The 17954-nt window shown below is 65.7% G+C and carries 12 protein-coding genes; 3 read left to right on the forward strand and 9 right to left on the reverse strand.

The annotated features are described in order from the left end of the window. Window positions 1–52: 52 nt before the first annotated feature. Window positions 53–589 (reverse strand): TetR/AcrR family transcriptional regulator, encoded by a 537-nt coding sequence (locus C8J45_RS07410; protein ID WP_107962654.1) that lies wholly within the window; start codon window positions 587–589, stop codon window positions 53–55. 108 nt (window positions 590–697) lie between these two features. Between C8J45_RS07410 and C8J45_RS07415 the strand changes: the two genes are divergently transcribed. Together C8J45_RS07415 and C8J45_RS07420 are read left to right on the forward strand one after the other, a co-directional pair. After that, window positions 698–2044, forward strand: coding sequence for a carotenoid oxygenase family protein (locus C8J45_RS07415; RefSeq protein ID WP_258191355.1), 1347 nt, complete (start codon window positions 698–700; stop codon window positions 2042–2044). Then, window positions 2041–2706 (forward strand): VC0807 family protein, encoded by a 666-nt coding sequence (locus C8J45_RS07420; RefSeq protein ID WP_258191356.1) that lies wholly within the window; start codon window positions 2041–2043, stop codon window positions 2704–2706. The genes C8J45_RS07415 and C8J45_RS07420 overlap by 4 nt, the downstream gene beginning before the upstream one ends. Window positions 2707–2752: 46 nt before the next feature. On the opposite strand, the gene C8J45_RS07425 is transcribed toward C8J45_RS07420, so the two are convergent. After that, on the reverse strand, window positions 2753–3823 hold the full coding sequence (locus C8J45_RS07425; RefSeq protein ID WP_107962656.1) for an endonuclease/exonuclease/phosphatase family protein: 1071 nt from the start codon (window positions 3821–3823) through the stop codon (window positions 2753–2755). 272 nt (window positions 3824–4095) lie between these two features. On the opposite strand from C8J45_RS07425, the gene C8J45_RS07430 reads away from it, so the two are divergent. Beyond that, entirely contained in the window at window positions 4096–4908 is an 813-nt protein-coding gene (locus C8J45_RS07430; RefSeq protein WP_258191357.1) for a hypothetical protein, read from the forward strand. A 159-nt stretch (window positions 4909–5067) separates the two neighbouring features. Here the strand turns inward: C8J45_RS07430 and C8J45_RS07435 are convergent, their stop codons facing one another. From C8J45_RS07435 to C8J45_RS07465, 7 genes are all read right to left on the reverse strand, one after another. Continuing rightward, window positions 5068–7977 (reverse strand): TonB-dependent receptor domain-containing protein, encoded by a 2910-nt coding sequence (locus tag C8J45_RS07435; protein WP_107962657.1) that lies wholly within the window; start codon window positions 7975–7977, stop codon window positions 5068–5070. 702 nt (window positions 7978–8679) lie between these two features. After that, on the reverse strand, window positions 8680–9753 hold the full coding sequence (locus C8J45_RS07440) for a LacI family DNA-binding transcriptional regulator (RefSeq protein ID WP_107962658.1): 1074 nt from the start codon (window positions 9751–9753) through the stop codon (window positions 8680–8682). A gap of 10 nt (window positions 9754–9763) precedes the next feature. Further along, window positions 9764–11269 carry a tryptophan halogenase family protein gene (locus C8J45_RS07445; protein ID WP_107962659.1) on the reverse strand — a complete coding sequence of 502 codons (1506 nt, stop codon included), beginning with the start codon at window positions 11267–11269 and terminating at the stop codon, window positions 9764–9766. Continuing rightward, window positions 11266–12297, reverse strand: a complete 1032-nt coding sequence (locus C8J45_RS07450; protein WP_107962660.1) for a cupin-like domain-containing protein — start codon at window positions 12295–12297, stop codon at window positions 11266–11268. The genes C8J45_RS07445 and C8J45_RS07450 overlap by 4 nt, the downstream gene beginning before the upstream one ends. After that, window positions 12290–13000 carry a SapC family protein gene (locus C8J45_RS07455; RefSeq protein WP_107962661.1) on the reverse strand — a complete coding sequence of 237 codons (711 nt, stop codon included), beginning with the start codon at window positions 12998–13000 and terminating at the stop codon, window positions 12290–12292. The genes C8J45_RS07450 and C8J45_RS07455 overlap by 8 nt, the downstream gene beginning before the upstream one ends. After that, window positions 13000–14589, reverse strand: a complete 1590-nt coding sequence (locus tag C8J45_RS07460) for a tryptophan halogenase family protein (RefSeq protein WP_107962975.1) — start codon at window positions 14587–14589, stop codon at window positions 13000–13002. The genes C8J45_RS07455 and C8J45_RS07460 overlap by 1 nt, the downstream gene beginning before the upstream one ends. A gap of 313 nt (window positions 14590–14902) precedes the next feature. Continuing rightward, window positions 14903–17950: a TonB-dependent receptor gene (locus C8J45_RS07465; RefSeq protein ID WP_107962662.1), complete on the reverse strand. Its 3048-nt coding sequence runs from the start codon at window positions 17948–17950 to the stop codon at window positions 14903–14905. Between the last annotated feature and the right edge of the window lie 4 nt (window positions 17951–17954).

Raw genomic sequence — 17954 nt, forward strand, 5'->3', positions numbered from 1 at the left:
AGCCGGCCTCGTCGCCGACCTTTCCGTCAAACGAGACTATCGTCCGTCCTCGTCAGCCTTGGACGAGCGTGTCGATAAGATGGTCGTCGGCGGGCAATTGCCCATCGAGCATCAGCATCGCGAGGCCGTGGACGAGCGACCAGGAGCGTAGCGCGCCAGTCTCGACCTGGTCCGAACCGGCGTCATTCGGCGATGCCGCGGCGGCATTGGCGCGTAACATCCGCAGTGCCTCGATCTCTCCCGTCGCCTGCAACTGTGCGGACGACGTGAAGATGAGGCGGAAAATAGCCGGATTGGCGAGCGCGAACCGCACATAGGCCCGGCCGGTTGCCGCAAACGCAGCAGCGCCGTCCTTGCCGCTCGCCGCGTCGCGCTGCGCAGTGGCGAGCCGGTCCAACCCCTCGCGGGCGAGCGCGCGCATCAGCGCCGCCTTGTCGGGAAAATGCCGGTACACCGAGGTCGCACTGACCCCGACTTCGCGCGCCATTTCGCGCAGCGAGACGCCTTCCACGGCGCGTTCCGCCAGCAGCCGAAGCCCAACCTCGATCAACGCCGCGTGCAGATCGCCGTGATGATAGCGTTTTTCCATGTTGACACTGTTACCTTTGTATTTATGCTCACGGTGTAAACATTGGAGGCGGGCATGGCTAGCGTTCTGGCAAGGGTAGATGCTGACGGGGTCGGGGAGGGGACGCAGATGGCACGGCATTTTCTGTCCGGCATCCATCGGCCGATGCAGGAGGAGTTGACGCTGACCTCGCTTGAGGTTCGCGGCGCCATTCCGCCGGGACTGCGCGGTCGCTATCTGCGAACCGGGCCGAACCCCGTCGCAGCCGATCCCGCATCGTACAATTGGTTCACCGGTGACGGCATGGTGCACGGCTTGGCGATCCGGGACGGCAAGGCGATCTGGTACCGCAATCGCTGGATCGGATCGCGCAGCAACGCGGCTGCCCGTGGAACGACCCCGGCACCGGGGCCGCGCCACGGTTCCAGCGACACCGTGAACACCAACGTCGTCGATCTGGGCGGGCGCGTCTTCGCGGTTGTCGAAGGCGGTAGCTATCCCGTCGCACTGTCCGAGACGCTGGACGAGCAGCGCTACGACAATTTCGGCGGATCGCTCGCCGGTTCGTTCACCGCGCATCCTCACCGTGATCCGCCGACCGGCGAGTATCATGGCATCTGCTACGAGGGAACGAACCCCAACGAGATCCGCCACGTCGTCCTCGATCCCACGGGCAGGGTGGTACGCGAGGAGCCGATCGCGGTGGAACACGGCCCGATGATTCACGATTGCGCGATCACCGCACGCTACGTCGTCGTCCTCGATCTTCCGGTGACGTTTTCGCTGGCAACCCATCTGGCCGGTCAGTCGCTGCCTTATGCCTGGAACCCCGCGCATCGGGCCCGCGTCGGCCTGATGCCCCGCGGTGGCGATCACCATGCGATCATCTGGTGCGATGTCGATCCGGTTTATGTCTTCCACGTCGCCAACGCCTTCGACCTGCCCGATGGCCGGGTTGAGCTCGACGTGTGTGCGTATCCGACGATGTTCGCCGGCGCGCCCGGTGGGCCCGACGCGACCTCGCGCGGGCTGGAGCGCTGGACGCTCGATCCGGCTGCCCGCACCACCGTGATCCGGACCATCGATGCCGCGCCGCAGGAGTTTCCGCGCATCGACGAGCGCCGGTTCGGCCAGACCTACCGCTATGCCTATGTCGTGGCCACGCAATCGGACCGTCGGTTCCAGAGCGCGAGCCGGCTCTACAAGCATGATCTCGTCGACGCCGGGCGGGAGGTGCACGAGTTCGGGACCGGCCGTCACCCCGGCGAATTCGTGTTCGTGCCCGCGCAGGAGGGTGCGGATGAAGACGAGGGATGGCTGATCGGTCTCGTCATTGACGAACCAAGCGATACCACCGAGCTGGTAATCCTCGATGCGCGCGACTTCGAGGGCGCTCCGGTCGCCACGGTGCGCCTGCCGCACCGCATTCCGCCGGGCTTTCACGGCAACTGGATCAGCGGGGGAGATGCACAATGAACACGATCGTCACGACCATGAAGGACAGCCCTGTAATGAACCGTCGGACCGGCAGTCGCATCGGCCTCATCGCCATCGAAGCGGGCATTAATTTCGGGTTGCCGCTGCTGATCTACGATCGCGTGGCGCCGCAGTCGGGTGACGTGGTCGCGCTGATGGCGTCCTCGCTGCCACCCTTGCTCTGGTCGCTCGTCGAGTTCGCCCGCCGTCGTCGCGTCGATGCGCTGTCGATCCTGGTCCTGGCAGGCATCGCACTGTCGTTGCTCGCCATGCTCGGGGGCGGGTCCGTCCGCTTTCTCCAGTTGCGCGAGAACCTCGTCTCGGCACTGATCGGCCTGGTGTTCCTCGGCTCGGCGGCGATCGGCCGCCCGCTTATCTATCAGCTTGCCCGTGCCGGCCTGGCGCGGAAATCGCCGGACGAGGTCGCCGCGTTCGAGGCCAAGCGCGACACGCCCCGCTTCCGCCGCGTCATGACGGTCATGACGCTGGTCTGGGGCATCGGCCTGCTCATCTCGTCGGCGCTCGCCTGCGTGCTCGTCTTCACGCTCAGCATCCACGATTACATGCTGGTCAGTCCGTTCGTCGGCTACGGCTCGATGGGCGCGCTCGCGCTATGGACGGTGTGGTACCGACGTCTTGCCCAACGCCGCGCCGCACGCTGACGGTCTCGAAAGCGATCCAAGGTTGGCAAACGCCGGGCCTCCCCGCTTACTGGCGCCCCAAAGGCATCTGGCACCCGGGGCGCCTTTCGATGCCGCCGGCCCAGTCGATCCGGTAGGTCACCAGGAAGCCGTCGTGATCGGACAACGCCGGCGCAGACGGGCCTCCGTCGAACATCGCCTCGACGCGGATCGGGCGAATGGTCACCGCCTTGCCGCTCTCGAAGAATTGCAGATCCTGGGTATCGATCCACGGCTCGTCGCCGTCCCATGACATCCGCACCTCGCACCCCGAGGATCGATCGATGCAAACCCAGTGGACCAGGGTCATCGGCTGATGCCGTGTAAAATTATCCCAGCGATCCTGAGCCCTGCGCATGTTGAAATCACCGCCGAAGATCATCGGCAGGCTATCGTCGTGCGTCCTATCGATGAACTGGGATGCCTCCAGGGCCTGTCGCTCGTGCGCGGCAAGGTTGCGCGCGTGAGGCGCTTTCGAGGCACCGCGCGAGTTCATGTGGGTGTTGTACAAGTCGATCGGCACCGGGACGCCGGGGATGCTGATCCTCGCTAGCATGACGCCCTTGTTCGACAGGCAATCGATACCGGCGCAGGACTTGCGCCCATAGGGCTGGCTGCGCGAGGCGATGATCGGGTAGCGCGACGCGATGGCAAGGCCGCTGCCGGTTAGGTGGAATCCTGTCTCGCCGCGCTTGAGGCTCGCGCGGCCAGGCAGTTTTCGCGACACGGCATTAGCGGTCCTGGCCGTGCGTGCGGGCCCTGAAACGATCGCTGGATAGCCGGTTGCGAGCACGGCCTTCTTCGCGGCACCGCTGAACATCTCCTGGACCATCACGATGTCGGGGGCGGTCCCGGATGCGCGGGCGGTGGCCAGATAGCGGGCTATCTCGGCAAGGCGCGGCGCGCGCCCTTGCCGGGCAGGCCAGCCCAGGCCTTCGATATTGTACGTCAGCACCGAGAGCGTGGCAGTGCCCGATCCGCGTTCCGCCAGGTTCGGGCGCGCGGTTGCGACGGTGCAGGCGAGATGCCGGGTCGGGGGAAGGGTTCCGCACCCGGTAACTCCGAGCAACAGGCTGGCGATGACGACCGGACGCTTCATGCTTCCGCTATTCCCCCAGAACGCGCGAGCCTGCAACGATGGCATCCATCAGCGCACGACGGCGCCGGGGTAACGGACGTCCTGCGCGATACACGATGTGCAACGTGAGCCGGCGGGACGTGACGTACCTCGCCGCGGCTGACTGGAACGACGCGCGGAGCGTCGGATCGCACTGTGGTGAACCAATCACGGTTATGGACGCAGTCCTGCCGCGACCGTAAAATGTGTGCGTGCCGCCGGACAACGGAGCGGGACGAACAGGGGGAACTCACGTGCCGGCCATCAAAAGCTCGACTGCGCTCACCGTGTCGCTTCTGCTCTCGACCTTCGCGCCGGCGATCGCCGCGGCGCAGTCCACCGGCCTTGAGGACATGGTGGGGGCGCGTGCCGGTCAGGCGGAGGCGGAGCTTCAGCGTCGTGGCTACACCAGCATCCGGGCCGAGAAGGGCGACGATCGCAGCTACGCCTATTGGTGGAACGCCAGTCGTCGCCAGTGCGTGACGATCGCGACGATGGAAGGGCGCTACGACTCGATCCAGGCGACGACCCCGCCCGACTGCCGCAAGCCTGCTACGCTCAAGCCGGCGACGGGCTCTTCGCGTCCACCGTATCGGCCTGACGACAACCAACCGGGCTCTCCCGCTGGCGGCCCCGTGGTCGACGGTCGCGAGGTCGGGCTCGGCTTGGTCTGCTTCGGTGACGGATCGAAAAGCGGCATCGCGAGCGGTACCACATGGACCTGGAACCGCGACCGCGACCGTTACGAATACGGCACCTATAATCAGACCACCCGCGAAGTCTTCGACGCGTCGCTGATGGTGCAGACCTGGGACGGCGGCGGCCGCATTCGTCTGCCACGGTCGCTGATCCCGCCGATCAATTCGCGCGGCAACAGTGGCTGGTGGGACCTCTACGACGTCGTCGCCGGTCCCGATGTCATCCGCGCTCGCTACCGCCTGAATGGCCTCAACAAGCCGCGTATAGTGATCGACCGGCGCACCGGCCGGATCACCGTGCAGGGAACCGCCAGCTATGGCTTTCGCGGTTCGTGCGACGTGATCGGTCACGAGCCGCGCAAATTCTAGGCACCGTGCTCGCCGTGACCAGGGCCATCGTCCATGGTCTCGGAATGCTCACGTGACGGTGTCGGAAGGCTGTCGGTCGTTGATACCCCGAGGAACGACGTCGTTCCTCGGGGTGCGGTCAGGGCAAACGAAGGTCACCCAAGCGATCGGATGGCCGCGTTACATCCGGTACGAGAGGCGCAGATAGCCGAACTGCCCCGGCACGTCGTAGGTCGTCGGATCATAGTTCGGACCGGTGCAGGTCGTGCACGCCGGCGGATCCTGGTTGAAGACGTTGCGCACGCCTGCCGTGAAATCGAACTTCCTGTCCAGGAAGGCCGGCGAGAAGGTCAGCTGCACGTCACCGTAGAAGGTGTTGTCCAGACGGGCGCCCGTATTCTCGCGGACATGGTTGATGTAGCGGCCGGTGAACGATGCTTCGACATCGGCGATGCTCCAGCTGACGACGCCCGTTCCCTTGAACTTGGGGTAGGACTGGTCGGGTGAGCCGCGGGTCGTGCCGCGATAGCTGATCGCGCTGAACCCGGTCGAGGTCGGCGTCGTCTCGCTGTACTTCATGAGATGATTGCCGTTCAACGACAGGCCGAAGATGCCCACGCCGGTCTGCGGCGAGCGATAGTTGAGCGTCAGGTCGATGCCGCGCGTGCGGATCTCCCCGATGTTCTGCAGCAAGCCGACGATGCTCGAAATGCGGCCGCTGCTGCTGCGCACCACGTTCGAGCAGCTCAGCGCGTCACCCGCCTCGGAGCACCGCGCCAACGTCACCTGCGGGTTGGTCGAGGCGATCGCGCCCGATACCTTGATGTCGTAATAATTGGCTTCCAGCGTGAACTGGCTGGCAAGGCCGCTTGTCCGCATGAACGCCGGGCTGAGCACGCCGCCGAACAGCCAGGTCTTCGAGGTTTCCGGCGCCAGCGCCTGGTTGCCGCCCGTCGTCACGCCGAGCTGGCCGATCGGCTCCTGATAGCTGCCGTTCGTCGGAACGCCGTTGGCCGCGCAGTTGGCCCGCACCGTGGCGGACGCCTGATAGCGGGAGCCGGCAATGTTGCTGCAGGGATCGGGGATGCCGATATCGGACCGCGACTGCGCGCCGAACAGCTCGCCGATGCTGGGTGCACGGAACCCTTCGGCATAGGATGCACGGAGCAGCAGGTCCGGGATCGGCTTCCAGAGACCCGTGCCGGTATAGGTCGTGTTACTGCCGCTGATCGAATAGTTCACATGGCGGACCGCGCCCGAGGCTTCGAGCGAACTGAAGAACGGCACGTCCTTCAGCAGCGGAACGCGGATTTCGCCGTAGACCTCGTCCGAGTTGAACGCGCCGCTGGCCGCCTGCGCGGGAATGTCGGCGCCGAAACCGGCCTGGATCAACGCGTCCGGGGTGAACGATCCCTTCTGGTAGCGATGTTCGTAGCCGACCGCGAAGCCGACCGGACCGGCGGGGAGGTCGAACAGTTCACCCGTGAGGTTGGCGGTGTAGTCGCGCAGTTCCTGGCTGCTCTTGGCGCGCTCGGTAAAGCCGACAAAGGCCAGCATCTGCGGCGTGATCGAGCCTGCGCCGCCGAAGATGTTGAACGGCACGCACTCACCCGTGCACTGCGCGAGAGGACCAAGCGCCTGCGCGAGCCGCTGCGTGTTGATGTTGCCCGTGAACACCTGCTTGGCGTCGTTGAAGCCCTGGACCGCGTTCACGTCCCAGTAGAACGTCTTCCCGCCGACCTGGAACTTGCCGTCCAGCGTCGCGGTGACCGACATCGTATCGACGCTCTGGTTATAGGTGCGCTGCCCGCCCTCGACGAGGCGGCGTCCGACCAACGCATAGTTCGCCGGGGGCTGGCCCGGGCCACCAGCCGACAAGGTAACGCCAAAGGGGTTGAACGGGTTGGTCGCGTCGATCGAGATCCGATCGGTGAGCGTACCGGTCCCCGCATCGGGGCCGACGTTCAGGGGCAGGAAGGCGGCCTGGTTCTGCGAATTGCGGTGATTGTACACTGTCTTGACCCGCAGGTTGATACCCGAGCCGAGGTCACCCTTGAAGCTGACGAACGCACCGTAGCGTTCGGACGGCGTCAGGTAATAGTTGAACGGTGCGAAGTTGAACCGGTCCGCGGCGGTGAACGCGCGAAAATCGCCGCCAGCGAGCGTGGGATCGTAGACTCCGCGGCTGGTCAGGCCGTTCTGGCGAACCGTGAGCGTGCCGCCTTGCGGACGGATGGCGTTGCCGGCGTTGAAGACGATGCGACCGCCCAGGGCCGCGCCCGAGCAACCACCGCGAGGATCGAGGCAGGTCGTCTGCCCGGGATTGGGGAATTGCGACCCGGCCCGATCACTCGTGCGCACGCTGCCTTCCTTTACATAGCTGCCGCCGAAGACGAGCGATGTGTTGGGGCCCTTCACGCCGTAGCTGATGTCGCCGTTGTAGGAATGGCCATCGCCTGCGCGGTACGTACCGAACTGGCCGGACATGCGCAGCCCCTTCTGGCTGGCCTTGGTGATGATGTTGACGACGCCGGCAATGGCATCTGAACCGTACAGCGGCGACTGGCCCGATTGCAGAACCTCGATCCGCTCGATCGAACTGTTGGGAATGGTGTTCAGATCGACCGTGCCGGGAATCCCGCTCGCCGACGCACCATTGACGTAGCGAAGCCCGTCGACCAGCACGAGCGTCCGCTTGGCCAGCAGGTAGCGCAGGTCGATCTCGGCCGAGCCAGCACCGACACCGCCGCCATCCTGCGGGTTGCCGATGTTACCCGAATTGTTCGCCTTGGTGTTCAACCCACCGGCAGCGCTGGGGAGGCGCTGAAGGATATCCGCCACCGAGGTCAGGCCGGTCTGCGCAAGCGCTGCGGAATCGAGCGTGACGACAGGGGAGCGCTGTTCGAGCGGGCTCTGACGGATGCGCGACCCGGTGACGATGATGTCGTCGGGCGTGTCCGCGGCCTCGTTACTCGCAGCGCTCGCGGCCGCGGTGGGACCAACGTCGACTGCCTGCGCATGGGCGGAGGCCGCGGCGAAAAGCATCGCCGGCAGGCATATGCCCGCACGCAGCAAGGTTCGGTTCATCATGGTCGTAAGCCCCCTTATTAACCAGTCGGTACCTCCCGGAAAAAGCGGTGGGCTGCAATAGAAAGACAGTTCCGGCACCCGGATTTGTTGCGAAGTTCCAACCTAAGTTGCAAATCTGCAACATACTGTAATTTGTGCTCCTCGTGGTTGTGCGGCGGCAGCGCCGAACAACGTGCAAAAGGCTACGGTTTGGCGGGCCGTCGAAATTTGCACGGGCGATGTGACATCGAGGGCCATCCTATGGCCCGGCGGTGAGCGCCACATGGCTGCCCGAAGCCAAGCTTGTGTGTGCGGCCGCGGCGTGGGGAGTCGCGTAAGGAATTGAATGAACACGACAATCTTGTTCGTGGTTCGATGCCGCAGCGCGCCAAGCACGGCTTTCCCAGCTCATCGCGAAATCCTAGGCGGATCTTTCCGGCAATCTGCCGACGCAACGATATGAGCGGTCTCAGGGAGCTACCAACGGGTCGCTAAAAGCGCCACGCCGGCGAAGAGCAATAAGCGCTCAACCGCAATTTTCCCCCAACGTGGAACACTGGTGGATGCCGGCCTGTCGCTTACGGACAGCAATCGACGGTCAGTTGCCGTTCTTTCCGCGAGGATCCGTTCACCAGTGGCCTATCATCCAATGCGTCAAAATAGGTGGTGACCGAGGAAATCAGCATCGCTGGGGCTAACGGCCATCACGTCTAAGCAACGGCTTCAATCGGAGAGGTTCCGGCTCGGGCTGCAGCACGGTGCGGTGGAGTCGCGGATCGTCATCGACGCGGATACCGTCACCGGGGTCGTGATCGTGGAGCCGTTGACGTGATCGGCGATGACGAGCTTGACGGCCTGCGCGGTGACTTCGGCGATCGGCTGGACGATGGCGGTCAGCGGCGGATGCGCCAGGCGGATGATCGGGGTGTCGTCGAAGCTGATCAGCGAGAGATCGGCCGGAACCGCCAAACCCCGTTCGCGCGTCAGTTCGAGCGTTGCCAGCGTCATCTGATCGTTGCTCGCGATGATCGCAGTCGGCGGCTCGGATAGCGCCAGCAGCGCCTGCGCCGCGGCGCGGCCGGAGGCATGGCTGAAGTCGCCTTGCGTCATCAGTCCATCGGTCGGGAGGCCCGCCGCGAGCATCCCCGCGCGCCAGCCGTCGACGCGCCATCCGCTCAGTTCATACTCGTCGGGGCCGGCGATGAAGCCGATCCGGCGATGGCCGAGTTCGACCAGATGCTCGGTCGCGATCCGGGCGGCGCGCGTGTCGTCCATGATCAGCCGGATGCCGGGCCCTTCGGTCAGTGAGCCAATCCGCGCGAAGCTGATACCCTGCGTCTCGAGCAGGTCGATGATCAGCGGATTGCCCGAATGCGGCGGCGTCAGGATCACGCCGTCGGGTTGCAGTGCGGCGATCGCGGCCATCAATTCGCGCTCGATATGATCGCTATGCGTGTCGACCAGTTCGACGATCAGGCGATAGCCGTGCTCGGCGCAGGTCAGCATCCCGCCGAGCATCATCTGGTCGAACCAGTCGGTGCCCTGCCGCGCGCGCCAGTCCGCGATCGTCCGCTCGCGATCGTTCAGCGCGAGGATCAGGTACGAACGCGATCCGCCCATGCGTTGCGCGGCGATCGACGGGACGTAGCCGAGCTTGTCAATCGATGCCTGGACGCGTTGCATCATCTCGGGCCGGACACCCGATTCCTTGTTTACCACGCGGCTGACGGTCTGCAGCGAAACGCCTGCATCCGCCGCGACGTGCTTGATCGTTACTGCCTGACGTCGCCGTGCCATCGTCGTTGGTTCAGGCAGCGACGGCAGGGGCGGGTGCGGTGCCGCAGTAGCGCGCGACGTACTCGGCATGCTCGGGCAACCCCGCGACGGTCGCGTTGGTGCCGTCGCGCAAGCCGCCGAGCAGCCGCGCCAGTTCGTCGTCGCGCAGCTTGGTCGCGATCGGGTGATAGCTCCGCGGGACGATACCCTGGCCGAGCATCACCTGCACCCAGCTGTTCTCCGCGAACAGTTCTTCGTTCTTGCGGAACACGCGGCCCGTCTCGCGGAACAGTTCGATCTTCTGTTCGAGCGAGGCGGGGATCGGCATCGCCGCGCATTGCCGCCAGAACGCGCTGTCGCGACGGTTGGTCGCCTTGTAATGCAGGATCAGGAAATCGCGGATCTGCAGCATGTCGGTATGCTGCTGGTCGTTAAATTCGGCGACGTCGCGGGGGCTCACCGCTCCCGACGGGAACAGCCGCAGCAACCGCAGTACCGCACGCTGGATCAGGTGGATGCTGGTCGATTCCAGCGGCTCCATGAACCCGCCCGACAGGCCGATCGCGATGCAGTTGCGGTGCCATTGCTGCCGCCGCGCGCCGGTCACGAAACGGATCACGTTCGGCTCGGTCAGCGTCTTGCCTTCGATATTGCCGAGCAGCCGGTCGAGCGCGGCGTCGCGGTCGAGATAGCGGCTGCAATAGACGATGCCATTGCCGGTGCGATGCTGGAGCGGGATGCGCCACTGCCAGCCCGCATCATGCGCCATCGCCCGCGTATAGGGCAAGGCAGGCCGCACGCTCTCGGTCTGGATCGCGATCGCGGATTCGCACGGCAGGTAATGCGTCCAGTCGTCGAACCCGGCGTGCAGCGCGCCCTCGATCAGCAACGCGCGAAACCCCGTGCAGTCGAGGAACAGGTCGCCCTCGATCCGCGCGCCGGACTCGAGCACCAGCGCGGCGATGTCGCCGCTCTCGCCGTTCAGCTCGACCTGCGCGATCCTGCCTTCGAGGCGGCGCGTGCCGTCGGCCTCTGCCATCTTTCGGAGGAACTTGGCGTAGCGCGTCGAATCGAGCTGGTACGCATAGTTCATCCGGTCGTCGGGCAGATGCGCGAACTTGCCCTGCAACGCCGCGCGCAACTCAAGGCAGTAATCATCGTAGGGTTGCGCGTGACCCTTGGTCAGGCCGTGCAGCCAGAAATGCTGGAAGCCCGCTGACCAGTGATCCTTGCCGGTGATCCCGAACGAGTGGAAATAGCGCTCGCCGCGATCCTTCCAGTCGTCGAACAGGATGCCGAGTTTGAACGTCGCCTGCGTCTCGCGCATGAACTCGGCTTCGTTGATCCCGAGCAGGCGGTTGAAGGTGATCATCGGCGGGATCGTCGATTCCCCCACGCCGATCGTCCCGATCGCATCGGATTCGATCAGGGTAAGCTCGATCGTGCTGCCCATCGTGCGCGCGATCGCGGCGGCTGCCATCCAGCCTGCGGTACCGCCGCCCGCGATCACGACGCGGCGTATAGGGTGTTCGGTCATCGGCTGAGGGCTCTCAGGAGGAAGGCGCGGAGGCGACCCGCGGTGTCGGCGGTGAGCGGCGCGAGCACGCCACGCGCCGCCTCGGGAATGTGGTCCGTGACGTCGGGACCGTTGGCGAAGACATACTGGTCGAACATCTCGCGCCAATGCGCCTTCTCATCCGCGGGGAGGTCGCGGATCGCCAGCATCGCGTGGTTGAGCGCATCCTGCGGCTGGCCTAGCCACCGCGGCGTCTCGCGCCACCAGTAATTCACCAGCACGTTGAAGTCGGACAGCCCCTCGACATGATGCCACCACATCGCCGGGATGTAGAGCGCGTCGCCCGCCTTCAGCTCGGCGACCTGGCCGTGCGTCAGCGCCTCGCGGAAGCGCGGATGCGCGGCGAAGTCCGGATCGTGGAAATCGACCATGCTGACCGCGCGCCCGGCCGGCGTGTTGTCGACGGGGCCGAGGTAGAGATTGGGGAACTGGTCGCGCGGGAAGACCGTGAAGCGGCGTCGCCCGACCGCGACGCAGGCGAGGTTGTCGGGGACATCGTTGTGCGCCGCGATCCGCGTGCGGGTGCCCATCCAGATGCTGGCGAGCGGCGTCCGGTCGCCGAGGTCGACATGGTTCGCCTCGTGCAGCCCGGCGAAGAACTGGTGCAGGTCGATCGAGGCGAGATAGATGGCATGCGCGTCGGCCGCGCCTTCGTTGGCGTCGATCCGTGCGAAGATCTCGGGCAATTTCGCGCGCAGCATCTGGAAGTTCATCGCGTGCGCGGCATCGTAGAACAGCCGGCCGCCGCTGTCGGGCATCGCGACGGAGACCGCGAAGGGCTGGTCGCGGGCGTGGCGCTGGATATAGTCGCGTGCTGCTCGCGACGATTGCAGTCCCGCGCGCACCATCGGCCAATCCGCGATCAATCCGCGCACGATGAACGGCGTGGTCGCCTCGCGCAGATACGCGTCGAGGCTCGCCGCATCGCTGACCTCGATCTCGCGGATACGCGGCATGGTCGCGAAGATACCGGGATCGGCGTCAGCCACGCGTCATCCGCCGGTTCTTTCGCGCGATCAGGTCGCCGATGTTGCCGAGTGACGCGAGCGCCATGAAGATCGGCATCAGGTGCCCGGCGGCGTGGAGGTCGGCGACCGCGGCATCGTCGAGCGCGACCAGCCGATCTTCGTCGATGACGTGATAGCCGACCAGCCTGTTCTTCGCGCCATCGTCTAGCGTGACGTCCATGGTCAGCGGTTCGAGCAGCTCGTAGCGGCGCAACGCGGCGAAGAAGTCGGCGGACGCGACATAGTCGGTGTCGAGCGCGCGGAGCTGATCGGCGATCCGTTCGAGATACGGCGTCGGCCGCCCGGTATCGTCGAATACGCGTGTGCCTTCACTTGTGCCGATGCGGGGGCTGGCCATGTCGATATGAACCTGGCGGACGTCGCCCGCGCCGCGCCCCACGAGGAACGGCTGGCTGTCGATCGCGAGCGGGCGATAGCGCGCGTCCCATCCTGCGTCGCCCAGGAACAGGTTCTCGCCGGGCTCGAACCCGAACATTGCTAGCGCGGTAAAGCTGTCGCGCGTCTGGTCGAGCTGGAACAGGATCGGATAGTGCGTCTGGACGCGGCGGAACTCGCTGGGGACGGTGATGCAGGTCATCACCGCATCGCCTAGCGCGGGCGTGCGCTCGGTGCGGATGCGCAGGTCGCGGTGGGCTTCGGCGGTGAGGATGACGTGGTCGGGCATCAGGCTATAGGTTCCATCGCAGGCAATTCCATCGCAGGGGCGGTCGCATGCCGCAGGGCATCCAGATAGGCGCGGTTGGTCGGCAGTCCAGCAGCGAGCATACGCCTGCGCTGATCGACCTGCGCCAGCAAGGCTTCCGTCCGCGATCGATCCGCGGTGGCGATCGCGCCGCGCGTCGGCACGGGGAAGCCCATGCCGTACAGGACGTATTGATAGCTCGCGGCGGGGAAGATCTCGTCGATCATCGGGAAATCGGCGCGCGACGGTGGTTGATGCCGCCACAGCGCCAGCAGCTCGACGAGGCGCGGGGGGATCGAGGCGGCGTCGCGGTGATCGCGCCAATAGGGTCCGTCGCGTTCGCTGAGCACATAATGCAGCTTGAGGAACTCGACGATTCGGTCCCAGCGATAGCGGAACAGCGCGTTGAATCGGGCCGCGTGGATGTCCATCACGCCGCGGTGGCTGGGAAAATTGTCCAGCAGCGCGTCGAGCGATAGTTCGATCAGCACGATCGCCGAGGCTTCGAGCGGCTCCAGGAACCCGGCGGACAGCCCGACTGCGACGCAGTTGCGGTCCCAGAATTTCGCGCGGTGGCGCGACTGGAACTTGAGCTGGCGGAACGTCGGCAACGGCGCGTCCGGCGCGGTGGCGCGGATATGGCGCGTAAGCGTGTCCGCCGCGGCATCGTCGCTCAGATGCGCGGACGAATAGACGCAGCCGATGCCGCGCCGGGTGGGCAGACCGATGTCCCAGATCCAGCCGGCGGCGTGTGCGGTGGCGTTGGTCTGCGAGGCGATCGGGCTGCCGGCCGCGACGGGCACCTGCACGGCGAGCGCGCGGTCGTTGAACAGTTCGCGGCCGCGGTCGATCGTGGCGATGCCGTAATGGTCGCCGATCAGCAGCGCGGCGTGGCCGGTGCAGTCCAGGAAGAGATCGCCCGCGATGGCGCCCGACGCGCGCGTGCGGACCGCGGCGATGTCGCCGTCCTCGGTGCCGTCGATGCCGACGACGTGGTCGCGGACGTGACGCACGCCGAGCCGCTCGGTCGCGTGGCGCGTCAGCAGCGAGGCGAGCTTGCCAGCGTCGAGGTGGTAGGCATAGTTCAGCGTGCCGGCGTAATCGGGCATTGCCCGCTGGCGTGGTGCGAGGTCGTGGTGGCAGATCGCGCCCTGCGCGCCGACCATGTCCGCGAACCGCCCGCCATACTCCAACCACGCCGAGACGAGATCGCGCGGGTCGCCGTCGACGGGGGCGGTGAAGGGGTGAAGATAGCTGTCGTCGACCGCGCCCGTGCGCCAGCCGTCGAACCGGGAGCCCTGCTTGAACGCGGCATCGCAGGCGAGGAGGAAGTCGGTTTCGGTGATGCCGATCCGTTCGAGCGTGCGGCGCATCGTCGGCCATGTGCCTTCGCCGACGCCGATCGTCGCGACCTCGGGGGACTCGACCAGCGTGACCGTGAGAGGGCGCGCGGTGTCGCGATCGGCACGGGCGGCGATCAGGCAGGCGGCCAGCCAGCCTGCGGTGCCGCCGCCGACGATCACGATTTGGGTGATCGCGGGGTCTTCTCCGGCAAGGGTCTCGTTGGCCATCGTCTGCTGCCTGTTTCCCTGTTTCCGCATGCCAGCTTGCTCCGTCGGGTGCAGGAGCGCCATCCTTGACCGTCCTCCCGACGAAAGTAAGGGCCCGGAGTGACGAAAGACGCCCGTTTGCCACCCTGGATCCTGACTTTCGTCAGGATGACGGAGCGGTTTGGGGCGCGTCCATACCCTCCAATCCTCCCCCGCCAGTGGGCGCCGAAGGCGACGGAGGGAGGACACGGAACAGAGGTCACCTTTTTCTCCCCCCCGTCTGGCAAGAGCCAGCCACCTCCCCCTTGCGGGGGAGGGGTCCCAAACGCCCGCGTCAGAAGTTGAAGCGGAGGCCTGCCGAGTAGCGTGCATACCCAGGTTGCGCGAACGTCACGAAATTGTCCGAGCGGCGGTGGCCGCGGCGGCCCTGGCCAGTGAGGTTGATCGCTTCGGCGAACACCGCGAGCCCCTTGGTCATCTGGACGCTCGCGCTCGCATCGACCTGGCCATACGCCTCGACATAGGTCGGGTCGAACGCACCGCCGGCGTAGAACTCGCCGCGCCAGTTATACGCGACGCGCGCCTGGATGCCGTTCTTGTCGTAATAGCCGACCGCGTTGGCGCTGTCGCTGAGCCCGGTCAGCGCGAACTGGCCGACATTGGGATCGAGCGTGTTGTCGTATTTCGCGTCGCCGTTGACGATCGTGTAGTTCAGGATGACGCCGAAGCCGGTTTCCCACAACCGGTGCTGGATCGCGAATTCCCAGCCGTTGATGTTGGCGGTCTGGTCGCTGTTGAACGGCTGGCTCAGCTGGAAGTTGAACAGATCGTCCTCGGGCAGGCCGAAGATGTTGCCGTTCAACAGGCCGGCATCGCTGGTGCCCGTGACCTGCGATGAGGCCGGGAAGTTGCGCAGGATGTAATCGCGGACGCGCAGATTGTCCGTCGTCCCCAGCGCCGCCACTGCCTGTCGATAGCGCGGGCCGGAGCCCGGATTGCGCAGGTTGAACGCGGGCGTGTTGAGCTGCGTCGTGCCGATGAAGTTCTCGACGTCCTTGGTGAAGTATCCGACTGAGATGTAGCTCTCGGCGCCGTAATACCATTCCGCCGACAGATCGATGTTCTTCGATTTGAATGGCACGAGGTTCGGGTTGCCCTGGCTGCCCGTGCCGCCGCCGATCCGCGGGTTGGAGTCGATGTTCAGGCCACCCTGAAGGCTGCCGTAATCGGCGCGCGTGATGGTGTGGCTGTACGAGGCGCGCAGCTTGACGTTGCGGACCGGTTCGATGTCGAAATCGACCGCGGGCAGCCAGTTGTGATACTTGCCCTTCAGCGACGTGAACGAGTTCGCGCCATAGGTGAGGGCGAATTCGTTCGCGCCGGTCCAGCGCGTCCCGTTCGGGATCGGCACCAGCGCCGACGAGTTCACCTGCGTCTCGTCGTAGCGGACGCCGCCGATGATGTGCGCGGGTCGGCCGAACACGTCGAACTTGCCGTTGAACTGGATGAACGGCGAGATCGTCTGCTCGCGAATCCGGCGATCGTTGGTGTAGTTGGCGAGGCAGGTGCCGGGCGCGGCGACGCCGGTCTGCGGCGCGCTGCAGATGTTGTATTGCGAGCGCAGCAATTCGGCCATCTGCTCGAAATTGAACGTGTAGATCGACTGCGGGATCGCCGGATTGCCGGAGCCCGAGACGCCCTTGAACTTGTCGGGGATGCTGGTGAGGTTGAAGAAATCGTCGGGCACCGCGGCCGCGCCGAACGAGGCGCCGCGCGGATCGATGCCGCCCCAGGTCTCGTTCTGGATGAAGCCGTAGGCCGAGCGTACCTTGTTGTCGACGTACGAGAAGCCCCAGTCGATGCTGTCGAGGAACTCGCCGTCGTGGTCGTAATGACCCTTCAGCTGGAGCTGGTTGATCTCGTCCTTGAAATACGCGTTGCGGAACGCGTTGCCGGTCGGCGTGATCAGCGCGGCGTTGAGCGGATCGATCCCCGGATACATCTGGTAAGAGATGATCGGCAGGTCCTTCTCGAAGTTCACGGTCTGCGACTGGACGCCGAAGATCGCGCCGCCGATCGACGTGCTGCTGCCGTAATCGTTGGTCGGCTTCGAGACCGCGGTCGAGTGATGCGCATCGAGCGACATCGTGACGTTGCCCGGCGCTTCCCAGGTGAGATTGCCGCCGATCGACTTGTTCTCGGATTTGTTCGCGGTCAGCGAGCTGCTGTACGACAGATCCTTGCCGGGCGCGAAATTCTCCGAATAGAAGAGCGGGCCCGCCGCGGGGCCGTCGGTCCACGCGCTGCGCGTGTCGCCGAAGTTGAACCAGATCCCGACGCTGCTGTCGCGGACCTCGACCTTGTTGCTCGAATAGGTGAAATCGAGCGTCGCGGTCAGCGTGTCGGTCGGCTTGGCCTGCAACACGAGCTGGCCGTTGATGCGCTCGCGATCGATGTCGATGACGTCGTACGCGGCGCTCTGCGGGATCTCGTAGACGTCCGTCGGACCGGGGCGATTGGCGATGTTCGCGGCACCGGGCGTGCCGGGCTGTGCCAGCGTGCCCCAGTTGTTCTCCGCACCGAGGAACCCGTCGCGGAAGCCGACGCTCGCCGAGTTGTTGCTCGCCTTGCGACGCTGGTACGCGCCGCTGAACAGCACGCCGATGCGGTCGTCGGCGAAGGTGGTGGACAGGATGCCCGAGACTTCGGGCGTGATCTGGTCCTTTCCGTTGCGCGAGCTGTCGAGCACGCCCTTCGCAGCGATGCTGCCGCGCGTGCCCGGCTTGTCGAGCGGGCGCGGGGTACGGATGTTGATGCTCGAACCGATGCCGCCCGACGGTATGGCGGCGCGACCGGTCTTGTAGACCTCGACCGCGGCGACGCCTTCGGAGGCGAGGTTGGCGAAGTCGAACGAGCGCGATGCGGGCGCGCTGGCGCCATCGCCGAGCGTCGAGGTCGGCATCTGGCGGCCGTTGAGCGTGACGAGGTTGTATTCGGGGCCGAAGCCACGGACGGTGACGGTCGAGCCTTCGCCGTTCGAGCGGTCGATCGACACGCCAGTGATGCGCTGGAGCGACTCCGCGAGGTTGGTGTCGGGGAACTTGCCGATGTCCTCGGACGAGATCGCGTCGACCACGCCCTGGCCGTTGCGCTTGATGTCGATCGCCTCGCGCAGCGACGCGCGGATGCCGGTCACGACGATATCGTCGGTGGTCGCGTTGGGGTCGGTCGGGGCGGCCTGTGGCGCGATGTCCGACGGCCCTGGATTGCCGACGGTTGCGGCCGCGTCCTGCGCCATGGCGATACCGGGCGTGCCGACCAGAGCCAGCGCCGACGTGCCGATGATGAAACGCGAAAGCGAGCGAGCTGCGAAGCTACGCATGGTA

The organism is Sphingomonas sp. PP-CE-3G-477 (assembly GCF_003050745.1).
Lineage (GTDB): Bacteria > Pseudomonadota > Alphaproteobacteria > Sphingomonadales > Sphingomonadaceae > Sphingomonas.

Coding starts and splice junctions, on each gene's coding strand:
- C8J45_RS07410 (WP_107962654.1), bottom strand. CDS start 589: ATGGAAAAACGCTATCATCACGGCGATCTGCACGCGGCGTTGATCGAG.
- C8J45_RS07415 (WP_258191355.1), top strand. CDS start 698: ATGGCACGGCATTTTCTGTCCGGCATCCATCGGCCGATGCAGGAGGAG.
- C8J45_RS07420 (WP_258191356.1), top strand. CDS start 2,041: ATGAACACGATCGTCACGACCATGAAGGACAGCCCTGTAATGAACCGT.
- C8J45_RS07425 (WP_107962656.1), bottom strand. CDS start 3,823: ATGAAGCGTCCGGTCGTCATCGCCAGCCTGTTGCTCGGAGTTACCGGG.
- C8J45_RS07435 (WP_107962657.1), bottom strand. CDS start 7,977: ATGATGAACCGAACCTTGCTGCGTGCGGGCATATGCCTGCCGGCGATG.
- C8J45_RS07440 (WP_107962658.1), bottom strand. CDS start 9,753: ATGGCACGGCGACGTCAGGCAGTAACGATCAAGCACGTCGCGGCGGAT.
- C8J45_RS07445 (WP_107962659.1), bottom strand. CDS start 11,269: ATGACCGAACACCCTATACGCCGCGTCGTGATCGCGGGCGGCGGTACC.
- C8J45_RS07455 (WP_107962661.1), bottom strand. CDS start 13,000: ATGCCCGACCACGTCATCCTCACCGCCGAAGCCCACCGCGACCTGCGC.
- C8J45_RS07460 (WP_107962975.1), bottom strand. CDS start 14,589: ATGGCCAACGAGACCCTTGCCGGAGAAGACCCCGCGATCACCCAAATC.
- C8J45_RS07465 (WP_107962662.1), bottom strand. CDS start 17,950: ATGCGTAGCTTCGCAGCTCGCTCGCTTTCGCGTTTCATCATCGGCACG.